Annotated in this window: 11 protein-coding genes; 6 read left to right on the forward strand and 5 right to left on the reverse strand. The window is 73.5% G+C overall.

From position 1 onward, the window contains the following. Positions 1–25: 25 nt before the first annotated feature. Both ACZ6Q9_RS11295 and ACZ6Q9_RS11300 read right to left on the reverse strand, forming a co-directional pair. The gene (locus tag ACZ6Q9_RS11295; protein WP_396828773.1) at positions 26–1,711 is read right to left on the reverse strand and encodes a GTPase; all 1,686 of its coding nucleotides are present in this window, start codon (positions 1,709–1,711) and stop codon (positions 26–28) included. Continuing rightward, complete coding sequence (locus tag ACZ6Q9_RS11300) at positions 1,708–3,549, reverse strand: ABC transporter (RefSeq protein WP_396828771.1); 1,842 nt, start codon at positions 3,547–3,549, stop codon at positions 1,708–1,710. Before ACZ6Q9_RS11300 ends, ACZ6Q9_RS11295 begins: the two co-directional genes overlap by 4 nt. Before the next feature lie 220 nt (positions 3,550–3,769). Between ACZ6Q9_RS11300 and dnaK the strand changes: the two genes are divergently transcribed. The 5 genes from dnaK (at position 3,770) to ACZ6Q9_RS11325 (ending at position 8,580) form a co-directional block, all read left to right on the forward strand. Continuing rightward, positions 3,770–5,632: a molecular chaperone DnaK gene (gene dnaK / locus ACZ6Q9_RS11305; RefSeq protein WP_393259734.1), complete on the forward strand. Its 1,863-nt coding sequence runs from the start codon at positions 3,770–3,772 to the stop codon at positions 5,630–5,632. A 48-nt stretch (positions 5,633–5,680) separates the two neighbouring features. Beyond that, on the forward strand, positions 5,681–6,409 hold the full coding sequence (grpE, locus tag ACZ6Q9_RS11310; protein ID WP_393259736.1) for a nucleotide exchange factor GrpE: 729 nt from the start codon (positions 5,681–5,683) through the stop codon (positions 6,407–6,409). Positions 6,410–6,492: 83 nt separating this feature from the next. Continuing rightward, a complete protein-coding gene (gene dnaJ, locus ACZ6Q9_RS11315) occupies positions 6,493–7,689 on the forward strand; it encodes a molecular chaperone DnaJ (RefSeq protein WP_357693425.1) in 1,197 nt (398 codons plus the stop codon). 46 nt (positions 7,690–7,735) lie between these two features. After that, positions 7,736–8,176, forward strand: coding sequence for a heat shock protein transcriptional repressor HspR (locus ACZ6Q9_RS11320; RefSeq protein ID WP_350682760.1), 441 nt, complete (start codon positions 7,736–7,738; stop codon positions 8,174–8,176). Between the two features lie 194 nt (positions 8,177–8,370). Beyond that, positions 8,371–8,580, forward strand: a complete 210-nt coding sequence (locus tag ACZ6Q9_RS11325) for a hypothetical protein (protein WP_393259740.1) — start codon at positions 8,371–8,373, stop codon at positions 8,578–8,580. A 157-nt stretch (positions 8,581–8,737) separates the two neighbouring features. On the opposite strand, the gene ACZ6Q9_RS11330 is transcribed toward ACZ6Q9_RS11325, so the two are convergent. The 3 genes from ACZ6Q9_RS11330 to ACZ6Q9_RS11340 all read right to left on the reverse strand — a co-directional run bounded on the left by ACZ6Q9_RS11330 (position 8,738) and on the right by ACZ6Q9_RS11340 (position 11,061). Next, positions 8,738–9,169 carry a hypothetical protein gene (locus ACZ6Q9_RS11330; protein ID WP_393259742.1) on the reverse strand — a complete coding sequence of 144 codons (432 nt, stop codon included), beginning with the start codon at positions 9,167–9,169 and terminating at the stop codon, positions 8,738–8,740. 178 nt (positions 9,170–9,347) lie between these two features. Then, positions 9,348–10,553 (reverse strand): cation:proton antiporter, encoded by a 1,206-nt coding sequence (locus ACZ6Q9_RS11335; RefSeq protein ID WP_357449876.1) that lies wholly within the window; start codon positions 10,551–10,553, stop codon positions 9,348–9,350. A gap of 7 nt (positions 10,554–10,560) precedes the next feature. Beyond that, positions 10,561–11,061 (reverse strand): cation:proton antiporter regulatory subunit, encoded by a 501-nt coding sequence (locus ACZ6Q9_RS11340; RefSeq protein WP_350702229.1) that lies wholly within the window; start codon positions 11,059–11,061, stop codon positions 10,561–10,563. A gap of 233 nt (positions 11,062–11,294) precedes the next feature. Between ACZ6Q9_RS11340 and clpB the strand changes: the two genes are divergently transcribed. Then, positions 11,295–13,886 (forward strand): ATP-dependent chaperone ClpB, encoded by a 2,592-nt coding sequence (gene clpB / locus ACZ6Q9_RS11345; RefSeq protein WP_393458941.1) that lies wholly within the window; start codon positions 11,295–11,297, stop codon positions 13,884–13,886. The last annotated feature ends 26 nt before the right edge of the window (positions 13,887–13,912 follow it).

The raw sequence follows: 13,912 nt of genomic DNA on the forward strand, positions 1-13,912 counted from the left end.
CGGCTGCCGCCGGCGAGTGCCCGGGTCAGCGGCCGGCGGCGTCCCGCAGGGCGGCCCGGGCCTCGGCGTAGGAGGCGAGCACCGCCCGCACCGGGGCCAGCACCTGCTCCTCGCCGACCGCCGTCACCCGCTCGGTGAGCCGGTGCTCGGCGCGGTGGCGGGCGCGGCGGGCCGCCCACCGGACGGCCGGCCTGGTCAGGGCCGCCACCAGCAGCCCGGCGAGCAGGCCGCCGAGGAGCAGCAGGGTGGGCAGCGGCACCTCGCCGACGGCCGGGTCGGCCAACTCCGGCAGGCCCAGCGCGCGCAGCCCGTAGCCGAGCGCCAGCCAGGCGAGCCCGGCCAGCGCGGCCAGGGTCACCAGCCACTGGAGGCCGCCGACGATCCGCCACCAGAGCGGCCGCCGGTCCATGCCGAGGTCGGTGCCGGCGACCGCGCGGTCCAGCGCGTCCGGCAGGTCGCCGAGGCGGGACCGGGCGGCGGCGGTCACCGCGGCGGGCCAGAAGGCGGGCAGTTCCGCCCCGGCCTGGTCGGCCACGGACCGGATCGCCAGCCCGAGCGCGGAGCGTTGCGCGGCGGTGGGGTCGGGCACCGAGGTCGCGGCGACCAGGCTCTCCGCCGGGTCGTCGCGCTCGCCGGCCGGGCCGGGCAGGTGCAGCCGGCGCAGCGGGTCGGGCCGCAGCCGCCGCCAGCCCCGGACCAGCGGCCAGCCGGTGGCGGCGGCGCCCCGGTGCCGGTACGCCTGCTCGACCGCCTCGGCGACCGTCGGCACCCCGGCGGCGCCGGCCAGCGCCCGGTGCAGCGCGGCGACGGCGGCGTCGTCCGGCCCGGCAGCCGGCGACCCGCCCCCGACCAGCTCGTCGAGCCCGGCCACCACCGTGTCCACGTCACCCTGGAGCCGGCGCAGCGCGGCCTGCCGCCCGGCCACCGTCCGTTCCAGCGCCTCCCGGAGCCCGACCATGCCCGCCGGTTCCACGGCGGTGGTGGCCTGCAGCGGCACGCCGGCCAGGCCGTCCGCGTCGAGCAGGCGGCGCAGGTCGGCCAGCACCCGGGGCAGCTCGGCCGGGGGCAGCCGGTCGGCCTGGTTGAGCACGACCAGCGTGACGTCCCTGTGCCGGTGGAACTCGCGCAGGTAGCTGGTGTGGATGACGCGGTCGGCGTACTTCTGCGGATCGACCACCCAGACCACGAGGTCGACCAGGCCGAGCAGCCGGTCCACCTCCAGCCGGTGGGACCGCTGCACCGAGTCGAAGTCGGGCAGGTCGAGCAGGATCAGCCCGTGCAGGGCCGACTCGTCGTCGCCGTCGAGCACGCTCTCCCGGACGAACCGGTGCCGGGGCAGCACCCCGACCCAGTCGAGCAGCCGGTTGCCGCCGTCGAGCGGCCCCCAGACACAGGCGTGCGTGACGCCGGTGGTGGGGCGGCGCACCCCGACCGGGGAGAGCTCCATCCGGGCGAGCGCGTTGAACAGGCTGGACTTGCCGCTGCCCGTCGCGCCGGCGAGGGCCACCACGGTGTGATCGCGGGAGAGCGCCAGCCGGGTGCCGGCCCGCTCGACCAGGGTGTGCGCCGGCACGAGTCGCGAATCCGGCAGGTGGCCGTCGACGACCGCGAGGAACCGGCGTACGGCGTCGAGGCGGGCCATCAGCGCGTCGGCGTCCACCCGTCGGTCACCACGGAACGCCTCGCGCATCCGCCCGACGATGTTCGTCATGATCCTCCGCCCTCGGTGCCGGGGAGGCGCGCGGCGTCCGCGTCGGCGAGGCCGCTGCGGTGCCGGGCCATCTCCACCCCGTTGCCGGCCCGGCGCAGGGCCTCCGCGGTGTCCGGGGCGGGCCGGGCCTCCGCCGTCCGGGCCAGGTAGCGGGCGGCCTCGTCGTCCAGCAGGGCCCGCACCCGGTCCAGCAGGTCGGCCCGGGCCTTGGCGGCGAGCGTACGCACGGCCTGGTCGCCGAAGACCGCCTGGAGCACGGTCTGCGCGGCGACCGTGGTGCCGGCCCCGGTGGCGACCTCCAGCCCGGTCGGGATGAACGCGGTCGAGGCGAACACGGCGATCATCACGGCGAGCCCGGTGGCGTTGACGGCGTACGCGGCCGTGCGGGCCACGAAGCGCCGGTCGCCGCCCTCGACCCGCACCAGCTCCAGCACGCCGCGCTGCCACTCCCGGACCAGGCGCTCGGCCCGCTCGGGCAGGTCGCCGGCGGGGTGGGCGAGCCCCGGTTCGAGCAGTGCCGCCCCGGCGGGATGCGCCTTCCACCCGGTGTACGCGTTCTCCGCCGCCTCGGCGGCGACGCCGCGCAGCAGGGTCACCAGCTGGGACTCGATCGCCTCGCGCAGCTCGGAGGCGGGCGCGGGACGGCCGGTGACGGTGGCCACCACCCGGTCGCGGAGCCGCCCGATCCGGGCCTCCAGCGTGCGGAAGAACTCCCCGGTGCCGACGAACTCCTGCCAGCGGGCGAGCACCTCGCCACGGAGCAGCCGACCGTCCTTCAGCCCCTGCTCGACGGTCCGGTGCGCCCCCCGGTACGCCGCCCGCACCCGCTCGTCGAGCGCGTCAGCGGCGGTCACCTGCTCGTCGGCGGCGTCGGCGAGCCCCTCGACCGCCGGGCGCAGCGCGGCGAGTGCGCCGTCGAGGGTCTGCCGGACCACGGCCGCCCGGGCGTCGGCGTCGGCGGCCAGCCGGGCGAACCAGGCGGAGAGCGGCGCGGTCACCCGGTCGGGCAGCAGGCCCTGCCCGTCGACCGAGGTCTCGGGCAGCACGAACAGCGGGGCCGCGCCGAGATCCTGCGTGGCGAGCATCTCCGACAGGTGGGCGGCGATCTCGTCGGCCGCCTCCGGGGGCACCCGGTCCAGCACCATGGCGATCACCGCGCCCCGGGCCCGGGCGCTGCGCAGCAGCTCCCAGGGGACCGCGTCGGCGTAGCGGGCGGCGGTGGTGACGAAGAGCCAGAGGTCGGCGGCGGCCAGGAGTTGGCCGGCCAGGGCCCGGTTGGCGTCGACCACCGAGTCGATGTCGGGGGCGTCGAGGAAGGCCAACCCGGGCGGCAGGGCGGGGGCGGTGACCAGTTGCAGGGTGCGCGGGTCCTCGCTGGGCTCGTTGGTGCGGGTGAGGCCGGGCAGCAGCTCGCCCTGACGGAACCAGCCGGAGTCGGCCGGGCTGCACACCAGCACCGGGGAGCGGGTGGTGGGCCGGAGCACCCCGGCCGCGCTCACCCGCGCCTGCACCAGGCTGTTGACCAGGGTGGACTTGCCCGCGCCGGTGGACCCGCCGACCACCACGAGCAGCGGCGCGTCGAGCCGGCGCAGCCGGGGCAGCAGGTAGTCGTCGAGCTGGTCGGTGAGGCTCCTGGCGGCCTGTCGGGCGGGCTCGGCGGAGGGCAGCGCCAGCGGGAACCGGGCCGCCCCGATCGCGGCGCGCAGGCCGGCCAGCGCGGCGGGCAGGCTGTCGTCCCCGGTGGTGGCGGGCCGGTCCTCCCCGGCGTCCGTGGAGCCGGTGCGGGCTGCGACGGTGGGCGCGTCGGCCTGGGTGGCGGAGTCGCCGTGCGTCGTCACCGCTAAAGCGTGCCCGACCGACGCAAGGGAAGACAACCGGCCGGTAGTACCCGTGACTTGCGTCGGGTCGGCTCAACCTCGACTTGACGATTTCCGGGGGCGTGGCACTATTGAGTCAAGTTCACTCAACTTGTGGTGGGGTCGCTGCGGGCGACGCCGCCACGCAGCTCAGGGCGGTGCCCACGAGCGGCTCACAACGTCACGAAGCGAGGAAGCGAAGATGGCACGTGCGGTCGGTATCGACCTCGGCACGACGAACTCCTGCGTCAGCGTCCTGGAGGGCGGTGAGCCCACCGTCATCGCCAACGCTGAGGGCTCGCGGACGACCCCGTCGATCGTCGCGTTCGCCCGCAACGGCGAGGTGCTCGTCGGTGAGGTCGCCAAGCGCCAGGCGGTGACCAACCCGGACCGGACGATCCGCTCGGTCAAGCGGGAGGTCGGCACCAACTGGTCCGTCGACATCGACGGCAAGAAGTACACCCCGCAGGAGATCTCGGCCCGCACGCTGATGAAGCTCAAGCGGGACGCCGAGGCGTACCTGGGCGAGCAGATCACCGACGCGGTGATCACCGTCCCGGCCTACTTCAACGACAGCCAGCGCCAGGCCACCAAGGAGGCCGGCGAGATCGCCGGCTTCAACGTGCTGCGGATCGTGAACGAGCCGACCGCGGCGGCCCTGGCGTACGGGCTGGACAAGGGCTCCAAGGAGCAGACCGTCCTGGTCTTCGACCTCGGCGGCGGCACCTTCGACGTGTCGCTGCTCGAGCTGGCCGAGGGCGTCATCGAGGTCAAGTCGACCAGCGGTGACAACAACCTCGGTGGTGACGACTGGGACCAGCGCATCATCGACCACCTGGTGAAGACCTTCCGGGGCGAGCACGGCATCGACCTGGCCCAGGACAAGATGGCCCTGCAGCGGCTCCGCGAGGCGGCCGAGAAGGCCAAGATCGAGCTGTCCGCCGCCACCACCACCAACATCAACCTGCCGTACATCACGGCCGGCGCGGCGGGGCCGCTGCACCTGGACGTGACGCTCAGCCGGGCCGAGTTCCAGCGGATGACGCAGGACCTGCTGGACCGCTGCAAGGGCCCGTTCGAGCAGGCCGTGAAGGACGCCGGCATCAAGGTCTCCGACGTCGAGCACGTCATCCTGGTCGGCGGCTCGACCCGCATGCCGGCCGTGACCGACCTGGTCAAGCAGCTCACCGGCAAGGAGCCCAACAAGGGCGTCAACCCGGACGAGGTCGTCGCCGTCGGCGCCGCCCTGCAGGCCGGTGTGCTCAAGGGCGAGGTCAAGGACGTCCTGCTGCTCGACGTGACCCCGCTGAGCCTGGGCATCGAGACCAAGGGCGGCATCTTCACCAAGCTGATCGAGCGCAACACCACCATCCCGACCAAGCGCTCCGAGGTCTTCACCACGGCGGACGACAACCAGCCGTCGGTGCTGATCCAGGTGTTCCAGGGCGAGCGGGAGATCGCGGCCTACAACAAGAAGCTCGGCACCTTCGAGCTGACCGGCCTCCCGCCGGCGCCGCGCGGCGTGCCGCAGATCGAGGTCACCTTCGACATCGACGCCAACGGCATCGTCAACGTCCACGCGAAGGACCTCGGCACCGGCAAGGAGCAGAAGATGACGATCACCGGCGGCTCCTCGCTGCCGAAGGACGACATCGAGCGCATGCGCCGCGACGCCGAGGAGCACGCCGAGGACGACAAGCGCCGCCGCGACGAGGCCGAGACCCGCAACCTGGCCGAGGCGCTCCAGTGGCAGACCGAGAAGTTCCTGGCCGAGAGCGGCGACAAGCTGCCGTCGGAGTCCCGTGACCAGATCAACGAGGCGCTCGGCGAGCTGCGCGGCGCCCTCGGTGGTCAGGACATCGAGAAGATCAAGTCGGCGCACGAGCGGCTGGCGCAGGTCTCCCAGCAGGCCGGTTCGCTGCTCTACAGCCAGCAGGGCGAGCAGCCGGGCGAGGCCGGCCCGGGTGCCGCGGGTGCGGCGGGCGCCGGGGCGACCGGTGGCGCGCAGGCCGGTGGCGCGGACGACGTGGTCGACGCGGAGATCGTGGACGAGGACAAGAAGTGACGGTCCGTCCCCGGACACGGCACCACGGCAGAGGGATGAGGTAACCCCATGACGGAGAAGCCACGAGCCGCCGACCCGGGTGCGACCGGGTCGACGCCGGGTGGCTCCGCGCCCGCCGAGCAGGCCGGCGACGGGCCGCGGGTCGTCATCCGCAACAACCGCAAGATCAGTGAGACCAACGAGCCGGCCGCCGCCGACGCCGGGTCGGACGCCCCGGCCGAGGGTCTGGTCGAGGAGGCCGAGGTCGTGGTCGACGAGATCGAGGTCGAGGCGGCCGAGGTGGCCGGCCCGCCGGTGGTGGACGCCCCGGCACAGCCGGCCGACGGCGGCGGGACCGCGCTCGGCGCCGAACTGGAGGCGCTGCGCAAGGACCTCGACGAGCGGACCCGGGACCTGCAGCGGGTGACGGCGGAGTACGCCAACTACCGCAAGCGGGTGGACCGGGACAAGGGTCTGGTCACCGAGCAGGCGACCGGCGCGGTGCTCGCCGCGCTGCTGCCGATCCTCGACGACCTGGACCGGGCCCGCGAGCACGGCGACCTGGTCGGGCCGTTCGGCACGGTGGCCGAGCAGCTCACCACGGCGCTCGGCAAGTTCGGGCTGACGGCGTTCGGCGAGCAGGGCGACCCGTTCGACCCGACCCGGCACGAGGCGGTGGCCCACCAGACCTCGGCCGACGTCACCGAGCCGACCTGCGTGCAGGTGATGCGCCGGGGCTACCAGGTCGGGGAGCGGCTGCTGCGACCCGCCATGGTCGCGGTCGCCGACCCGGAGTAGTGCGCAACGACGACCGGATCGTCCCGCCCACCCCGAACGGGTGGGCGGGACGGTCGGTCCCCAGGTAGGGAGGGGGTGGACCGGTGAGTTCCAAGGACTGGATCGAGAAGGACTTCTACGCCGTGCTGGGCGTGGACAAGGCCGCCTCCGGCGACGACATCAAGAAGGCCTACCGGAAGCTGGCGCGGGATTCACACCCGGACCACAACCCCGGTGACCCGAAGGCCGAGGAGCGTTTCAAGGCCGCCTCCGAGGCGTATGCGGTGCTCGGCGACGACGCCAAGCGCCGCGAGTACGACGAGCTGCGCTCGCTGTTCGGCTCGGGCGCGTTCCGGCGCAACGCCCGTGGCGCCGGCCAGCCCGGCGGCATGCCGTTCGACGTCTCCGACCTGTTCGGGGGCGCGGCCGGTGGGGGTGGCGACCGCCGCTTCGGCGGGGCCGGCTTCCAGGACCTGTTCAGTTCGATCTTCACCGGCGGCGCCGCTGGTCCCGGCGGCGGGCCGGCCGCACCCCGGGGCCCGGCGCGGGGCCGGGACGTCGAGGCCGAGGTGGCCCTCGACTTTGGCGACGCCGTACGCGGGGTGACCGTCCCGTTGACGCTGCGCGCGCCGGGGGTCTGCGACACCTGCCACGGCAACGGGGCCAAGCCCGGCACCCAGCCGCGCACCTGCCCGGTGTGCCACGGAGCCGGGGTGACCACCCGCAACCAGGGGTCGTTCAGCTTCTCCGAGCCGTGCCGCAACTGCCAGGGCGTGGGCACGATCGTGGAGGAGAAGTGCCCGGAGTGTCAGGGCACCGGCGGGGTCACCAAGACCCGCACGCTGAACGTCCGCTTCCCGGCCGGGGTGGCCGACGGCCAGAAGATCCGGCTGGCGGGGCGGGGCGAGCCCGGCGCGCGGGGCGGCCCGGCCGGGGACCTCTTCGTACACGTCAAGGTGCGACCGGACGAGCTGTTCGGGCGTACGGGCGACGACCTCACGCTGACCGTGCCGATCACGTTCGCGGAGGCCGTGCTCGGCACGGACCTGCGGGTGCCCACCCTCGACGGCGCGGTGACCCTGCGGGTGCCGCCGGGCACGCCGAGCGGCCGGATCCTGCGGGCCCGCGGCAAGGGGGTGGTCCGCCGTGACGGGCGGGCGGGTGACCTGCTGGTGACCCTCGACGTGGTGGTGCCCGCGCGGGTGTCCGACGAGGCGCGTACGGCGTTGGAGAGCTTCGCCGCGCAGACCCCGCCGGCCGCCCGGGAACATCTCGACGCGCGGGTGCGTCGATTCAGTTGACCCGGTGTTCAGTCGGCTCGGTGGAGTGCACGCGGAGGTGAGCGGGATGTCGGACGAGTTCGTCGGTTCGGGTGACCCTGCCTACGAGGCCAAGGTGCTGATGATCTCGGTGGCGGCACGGATGGCGGGGATGCACCCGCAGACCCTGCGCCAGTACGACCGGCTGGGCCTGGTCCAGCCGGGCCGGGCGGCCGGCGGTGGCCGCCGCTACAGCGTGCGGGACGTGGTGCTGCTGCGCGAGGTGCAGCGGCTCAGCCAGGACGACGGCATCAACCTGGCGGGGGTCAAGCGCATCATCGGGCTGGAGCGGCTGCTGGAGCAGGCCCAGCAGCGGGTGGCCCGGCTGGAGGCGGAGCTGGACGCCGCGTACCGCCGGATCGCCGAGCTGGAGTCCCTGGCCCGCTTCCCGGGCAGCGACCTCGTCCCGACCAACCGCACCTCCACCGCGCTGGTGGTCTGGCGTCCCCGGCGGGGCCCCGACCGCTGACGACACCTCACCGCGCCCGGCCGCCCTCCCGCGGCCGGGCGCGGTCGTCTTTCCGCCGCCGCCACCGCCCGGGACGTGCGTCGTCTCCGCAGGCGCCCGCGGTTGCCGGTTCCCGGGCGGGGACGGCGCCGGATCCGCTAGCCTCAAAATCAGGTCCAACCATCTCAATCCGGACTCCGATGGCAGGGGGAGCCATGACGGAAGCGGCGAGGAAGGTTGCCCAGCAGACCGAGGACCGGCTCGACGAGGTGGCGAAGAACGTCCGGGAGAGATTCGACCGGTTCACCGAGAGCCGCTTCACCGACGAGATCAAGAACGGCAGGTTCGCCGACCAGGTCGACCACGGCATCGACCAGGGACGCGACGAGGCGAGACGCCGCGAGCAGGGCGGATCGGAACACTGACGTTCCGCCGACGTGCGGGCCGGGACCCACGGGGGGTCCCGGCCCGTTCGCCGTCCGGAGGCGGGCCGGGACGCCAGAGGTCCCGGGCGGGGGTCCCGGCCCGTTCGCCGTTGTGAAGTGCGAGCCCGGGGGTGCGCCGTGCGGGTGCGTGGGGCGCTCAGGCGATGCGGCGGTTCTCCCGGACCAGGCCGCCCTCGCACCAGTCCCGGTAGACGAAGAGCTCCGGCCGGGCCAGCAGCGCCCGGCTGTTGTACGCCCAGGTGCGCATCAGGTCGTCGCCGTTCCGTTCGGCCTGCTCGACCAGCTTCCGGAAGCGCCGCTTCGGGTGGGCGCGGAAGTTCGTCCGGATGCCGTCGGCGGCGTAGATGTAGAGGCAGTGCAGGGCGAACCGGCGGGCCGGGCAGGTCGCGTCCATCGCCAGGTCGAAGAGCACCGCCACCAGCCGGTCACCGGAGACCAGCAGGTCCCAGTCCGGCGGCATGGAGGTCAGCGGCACGGAGTCGGGCTGGAAGGCCCACGCGCGCAGCTCGGCGGGGGTCGGATCGACGGGGTTGGCAAAGCCGTGGAACGTCGACTCCTGCACGCTCACCGGCCAACCTTCCGCTCTCGTCCGCGGGGGCTCAGGCCGTCCGCGACCTCTGGCTGCTGGGGCGAAACGGTAGCCCGGCGCGTTCACCGGCGGTAGGCCCCGCCGGAGGCAATTCGACAACCGTTGGGCGAGGGCCGGGCCGACCGTACGGTCGACCCGGCCCGGACGGTGCCGTCGGTCAGTCGTGCGCCGGCACCGGTTGGGCCCGCTGGGCCGCGCCGCGTCTCCGCAGCCACCGCTTGAACCACGCGAAGTCGGGCAGCCGCGCCAGCATCGGCCCGGTCACGACCGTGATCAGCACGTACGCCGTGGCGAGCGCCGCCAGCTTCGGGTCGACGCTGCCGGCGGCCACCGCGAGCCCCGCGATGACGATGGAGAACTCTCCCCGGGGCACCAGGGTCAGGCCGGCCCGCCAGCGACCGGGTTCGGCGATGCCGACCCGGCGGGCCGCCAGGTAACCGGTGAGCGTCTTCGTCGCCATGGTGATCACGGCCAGCGCGAGCGCGGGCAGCAGCACCGGCGGGATGTCCCGCGGGTCCGTGACCAGACCGAAGAAGACGAAGAAGACCGCCGCGAAGAGGTCCCGCAGCGGGGTGAGCAGCTCGGTCGCGTGGTGCGCCACCGGCCCGGAGAGCGCGATGCCGACCAGGAACGCGCCGACCGCCGCCGACACCTGGAGCTTCGCCGCGATGCCCGCCACCAGCAGGGTCATCCCGAGTACGCCGAGCAGCAGCGCCTCCGGGTCCTTCGCCGACATGGCGGTGGAGATCAGGTTGCCGTACTTGATCGCGACCACCAGCACCAGCAGCACGGTGCCGACCGCGACACCGAGCGCGATGCCGCCGCCCAGCAGGCCGCTGCCGGCGAGCACCGCGGTCGCCAGGGGCAGGTAGAACGCCATCGCGAGGTCCTCGATCACCAGGATCGAGAGGATCACCGGGGTCTCCCGGTTACCGAGGCGGCCCAGGTCGGCGAGGACCTTGGCGATGACCCCCGAGGAGGAGACCCAGGTGATGCCGGCGAGCACCAGGGCGGCGACCCAGTCCCAGCCGAGCAGCAGCGCGAACGCCGCCCCGGGCAGCGCGTTCAGCAGCCCGTCGATCAGGCCGGCCGGGGCCGCGGCGCGCAGGTTGCCGACCAACTCGTTGGCCGAGTATTCCAGGCCCAGCATGACCAGCAGCAGGATCACGCCGATCTCGGCGCCGACCGCGAAGAACTCCTCGCTGGCGGCCAGGGGCAGCAGGCCGCCGTGCCCGAACGCGAGCCCGGCGAGCAGGTAGAGGGGGATGGGCGAGAGGCCGATCCGGCGGCTCAGCCGGCCGAGGAGGCCGAGCAGGAAGAGCAGTGCGCCGACTTCGATGAGCAGTGTTGTCGTTTCGTGCATCCGCGCCTCAGCCGTCCGGGTCGCTGTCGGCAAGGATGGCTGTCACCCCGTCGAGGCCCTGGCGGGTCCCGACCACGACCACCACGTCACCGGCGGCGAAGCGGAAGGAGGGCTCCGGCGAGACGATCACCTCGCCGTGGCGCAGCACGGCCACGATCGAGGCGCCCGTGCGGGAACGTGCCTGCGTGTCCCCGAGCTTCCGGTTGACGTACTTCGAGCCGGCCGGAATGGCGATCTGCTCGGTGAGCAGGCCGGCGGCCTGCTCACGCAGCCCGGACAGCTGACCGAGCATCAGCGACGCGCCGAGGATGTCGGCGAGCGCCTCCGCCTCGTCGTCCGTCAGCGGTATGTCGTGCTGACATGAGTCGGGATCGTCCGGGTCGTACAGGACGAGGTCACGGCGGCCATTGCGGTGGGAGACCACACCGAGGCGGCGACCGGACTCCGTCAACAGATCGTGACGGACCCCGATTCCCGGCAGGGCGGTCTGTTCAACACGTACGCGCACCCGGCCAGGCTACCCCTGGTCGGCCCGCGCAGATCTTGGCAACGAGCGTCGTTCCGCTGCGTGGTCGCTCAGCGCTTCTCCGCCACGAGAACGGCCCGTCCAATCGATCACGCAGACACCCCTGGGCATGTCCGGACGGCGAGAGTGATCCAGATCACACCATCAGGGTTGAGCGGAATAGGCTCAACTCTGGTTGTGTCCTTCCCAGTGGACACGCCGATCCGGGGGAGCCCATGAACACGGAACGACTCACCACCAAGAGCCGCGAGACCATCACCGGTGCCGTCGCGATGGCGAACCAGCGCGGTCACGCCACCGTGGAGCCCTGGCACCTGCTGCTGGCGCTGCTGGACACCGAGGGCTCGACCGCCGCCGGCCTGCTGCGCGCCGTCGGGGCCGACCCCGCCGAGCTGCGCCGGGTCGCCCAGCGCTCGGTCGACGCCCTGCCCGCCGCGCGCGGCTCCAGCATCGCCGAGCCGACCCTGGCCCGCGAGTTCGTCAACGCCATCGGGGCCGCCGAGCAGATCGCCCGGCCGCTCGGCGACGAGTACACCTCCACCGAGCACCTGCTCGCCGGCCTGGCCCGGGTGGGTGGCGCGGTGTCTGGCGCGCTGAAGTCGGCCGGCGCCACCGAGGAGAACCTCGTCGCCGCCTTCCCGACCGTCCGCGGCGGGGACCGGCGGGTCACCACCGCCGACCCCGAGCAGACCTACCAGGCCCTGGCCAAGTACGGCGTGGACCTGACCGCCAGCGCCCGCGACGGCAAGATCGACCCGGTCATCGGCCGGGACTCGGAGATCCGCCGGGTGATCCAGGTGCTGTCCCGGCGTACCAAGAACAACCCGGTGCTGATCGGCGAGCCGGGCGTCGGCAAGACCGCGATCGTCGAGGGCCTGGCCCAGCGGATCGTCGCCGGCGACGTGCCGGAGTCTCTGCGCGACAAGAAGCTGGTCTCGCTCGACCTCGGCGCGATGGTCGCCGGCGCGCAGTACCGGGGCCAGTTCGAGGAGCGGCTGAAGTCCGTCCTGGAGGAGATCAAGAACTCCAACGGGCAGGTCATCACCTTCCTCGACGAGCTGCACACCGTCGTCGGCGCCGGCAAGGGCGAGGGCTCGATGGACGCCGGCAACATGCTCAAGCCGATGCTGGCCCGCGGCGAGCTGCGGATGGTCGGCGCGACCACCCTCGACGAGTACCGCGAGCACATCGAGAAGGACCCGGCCCTGGAGCGCCGCTTCCAGCCGGTGCTGGTCGGCGAGCCGACGATCGAGGACACCATCGGCATCCTGCGCGGCCTCAAGGAGCGCTACGAGGTGCACCACGGTGTACGCATCACCGATGCCGCCCTGGTCGCCGCCGCGGCACTGTCGGACCGCTACATCACCGACCGGTTCCTGCCGGACAAGGCGATCGACCTGGTCGACGAGTCCGCCTCCCGGCTCCGGATGGAGATCGACTCCCGGCCCGTCGAGGTGGACGAGATCGAGCGGGCGGTGCGCCGGCTGGAGATCGAGGAGATGGCGCTGGCCAAGGAGCCCGACGCCGCCTCCGCCGAGCGGCTGGAGCGGCTGCGCAAGGAGCTGGCCGACAAGCGCGAGCAGCTCACCGCCCTCGCCGACCGCTGGAAGCTGGAGAAGGACCACATCACCAAGCTCTCCACCGCCAAGGAGGAGCTGGAGCGGCTCGGCGGCGAGGCCGAGCGGGCCGAGCGCGACGGCGAGCTGGAGCGCGCCGCCGAGCTGCGCTACGGCCGGATCCCCGCCCTCAAGACCGAGCTGAAGCAGGCCGAGGAGGAGCTGGCCCGGCTCCAGGCCGACGGCGCGATGCTCAAGGAGGAGGTCGGCGCCGACGACATCGCCGCCGTGGTCGCCTCCTGGACCGGCATCCCCGCCGGCCGGCTGCTGGAGGGCGAGACCGCCAAGCTGCTGCGGATGGAGGAGTCGCTGGGCGCCCGCGTGGTCGGCCAGGCCGAGGCCGTGGGCTCGGTCTCCGACGCCGTCCGCCGCGCCCGGGCCGGGGTCGCCGACCCGGACCGCCCGACCGGCAGCTTCCTCTTCCTGGGGCCGACCGGCGTCGGCAAGACCGAGCTGGCCAAGGCGCTCGCCGAGTTCCTCTTCGACGACGAGCGGGCCATGGTCCGCATCGACATGAGCGAGTACGGCGAGAAGCACTCCGTCGCCCGCCTGGTCGGCGCCCCGCCCGGCTACGTCGGCTACGAGGAGGGCGGCCAGCTCACCGAGGCGGTGCGCCGCCGGCCGTACTCGGTGATCCTGCTGGACGAGGTCGAGAAGGCCCACCCGGACGTCTTCGACGTCCTGCTCCAGGTGCTGGACGACGGCCGGCTCACCGACGGGCAGGGCCGCACGGTGGACTTCCGCAACGCCATCCTGATCCTCACCTCCAACCTCGGGTCGTCGGTGATCGGCGACCTGACGCTGGCCGAGGAGCAGCGCCGGGAGGGTGTCCTCGCGGTGGTCCGGTCGCACTTCAAGCCGGAGTTCCTCAACCGGCTGGACGACATCGTGGTCTTCGCCGCGCTGCACGGTGACGACCTGCGAGCCATCGTGGACATCCAGCTCGACCGGATGCGCAAGCGGCTGGCGGACCGCCGCCTCGGCCTGGACATCACCGACGCCGCCCGGGGGTGGCTGGCCGAGCACGGCTATGACCCGATCTACGGGGCCCGGCCGCTGCGCCGCCTGGTTCAGACGGCGATCGGCGACCAGCTCGCCAAGGCCCTCCTGGCCGGCCGGATCCGCGACGGCGACACGGTTCGCGTCGATCTGGCGGACACGAAGGACGCTCTCTCGGTCTCGACGGCCTGACCCCGGCCCGACCCGCATCGAGCATG

The organism is Micromonospora sp. NPDC049139, assembly GCF_055586845.1.

What these genes read in the sequence shown, in the direction of transcription:
- grpE (WP_393259736.1), top strand. Translation starts at nt 5,681, where the DNA reads ATGACGGAGAAGCCACGAGCCGCCGACCCGGGTGCGACCGGGTCGACG.
- dnaK (WP_393259734.1), top strand. Translation starts at nt 3,770, where the DNA reads ATGGCACGTGCGGTCGGTATCGACCTCGGCACGACGAACTCCTGCGTC.
- clpB (WP_393458941.1), top strand. Translation starts at nt 11,295, where the DNA reads ATGAACACGGAACGACTCACCACCAAGAGCCGCGAGACCATCACCGGT.
- ACZ6Q9_RS11320 (WP_350682760.1), top strand. Translation starts at nt 7,736, where the DNA reads ATGTCGGACGAGTTCGTCGGTTCGGGTGACCCTGCCTACGAGGCCAAG.
- ACZ6Q9_RS11335 (WP_357449876.1), bottom strand. Translation starts at nt 10,553, where the DNA reads ATGCACGAAACGACAACACTGCTCATCGAAGTCGGCGCACTGCTCTTC.
- ACZ6Q9_RS11325 (WP_393259740.1), top strand. Translation starts at nt 8,371, where the DNA reads ATGACGGAAGCGGCGAGGAAGGTTGCCCAGCAGACCGAGGACCGGCTC.
- ACZ6Q9_RS11295 (WP_396828773.1), bottom strand. Translation starts at nt 1,711, where the DNA reads ATGACGAACATCGTCGGGCGGATGCGCGAGGCGTTCCGTGGTGACCGA.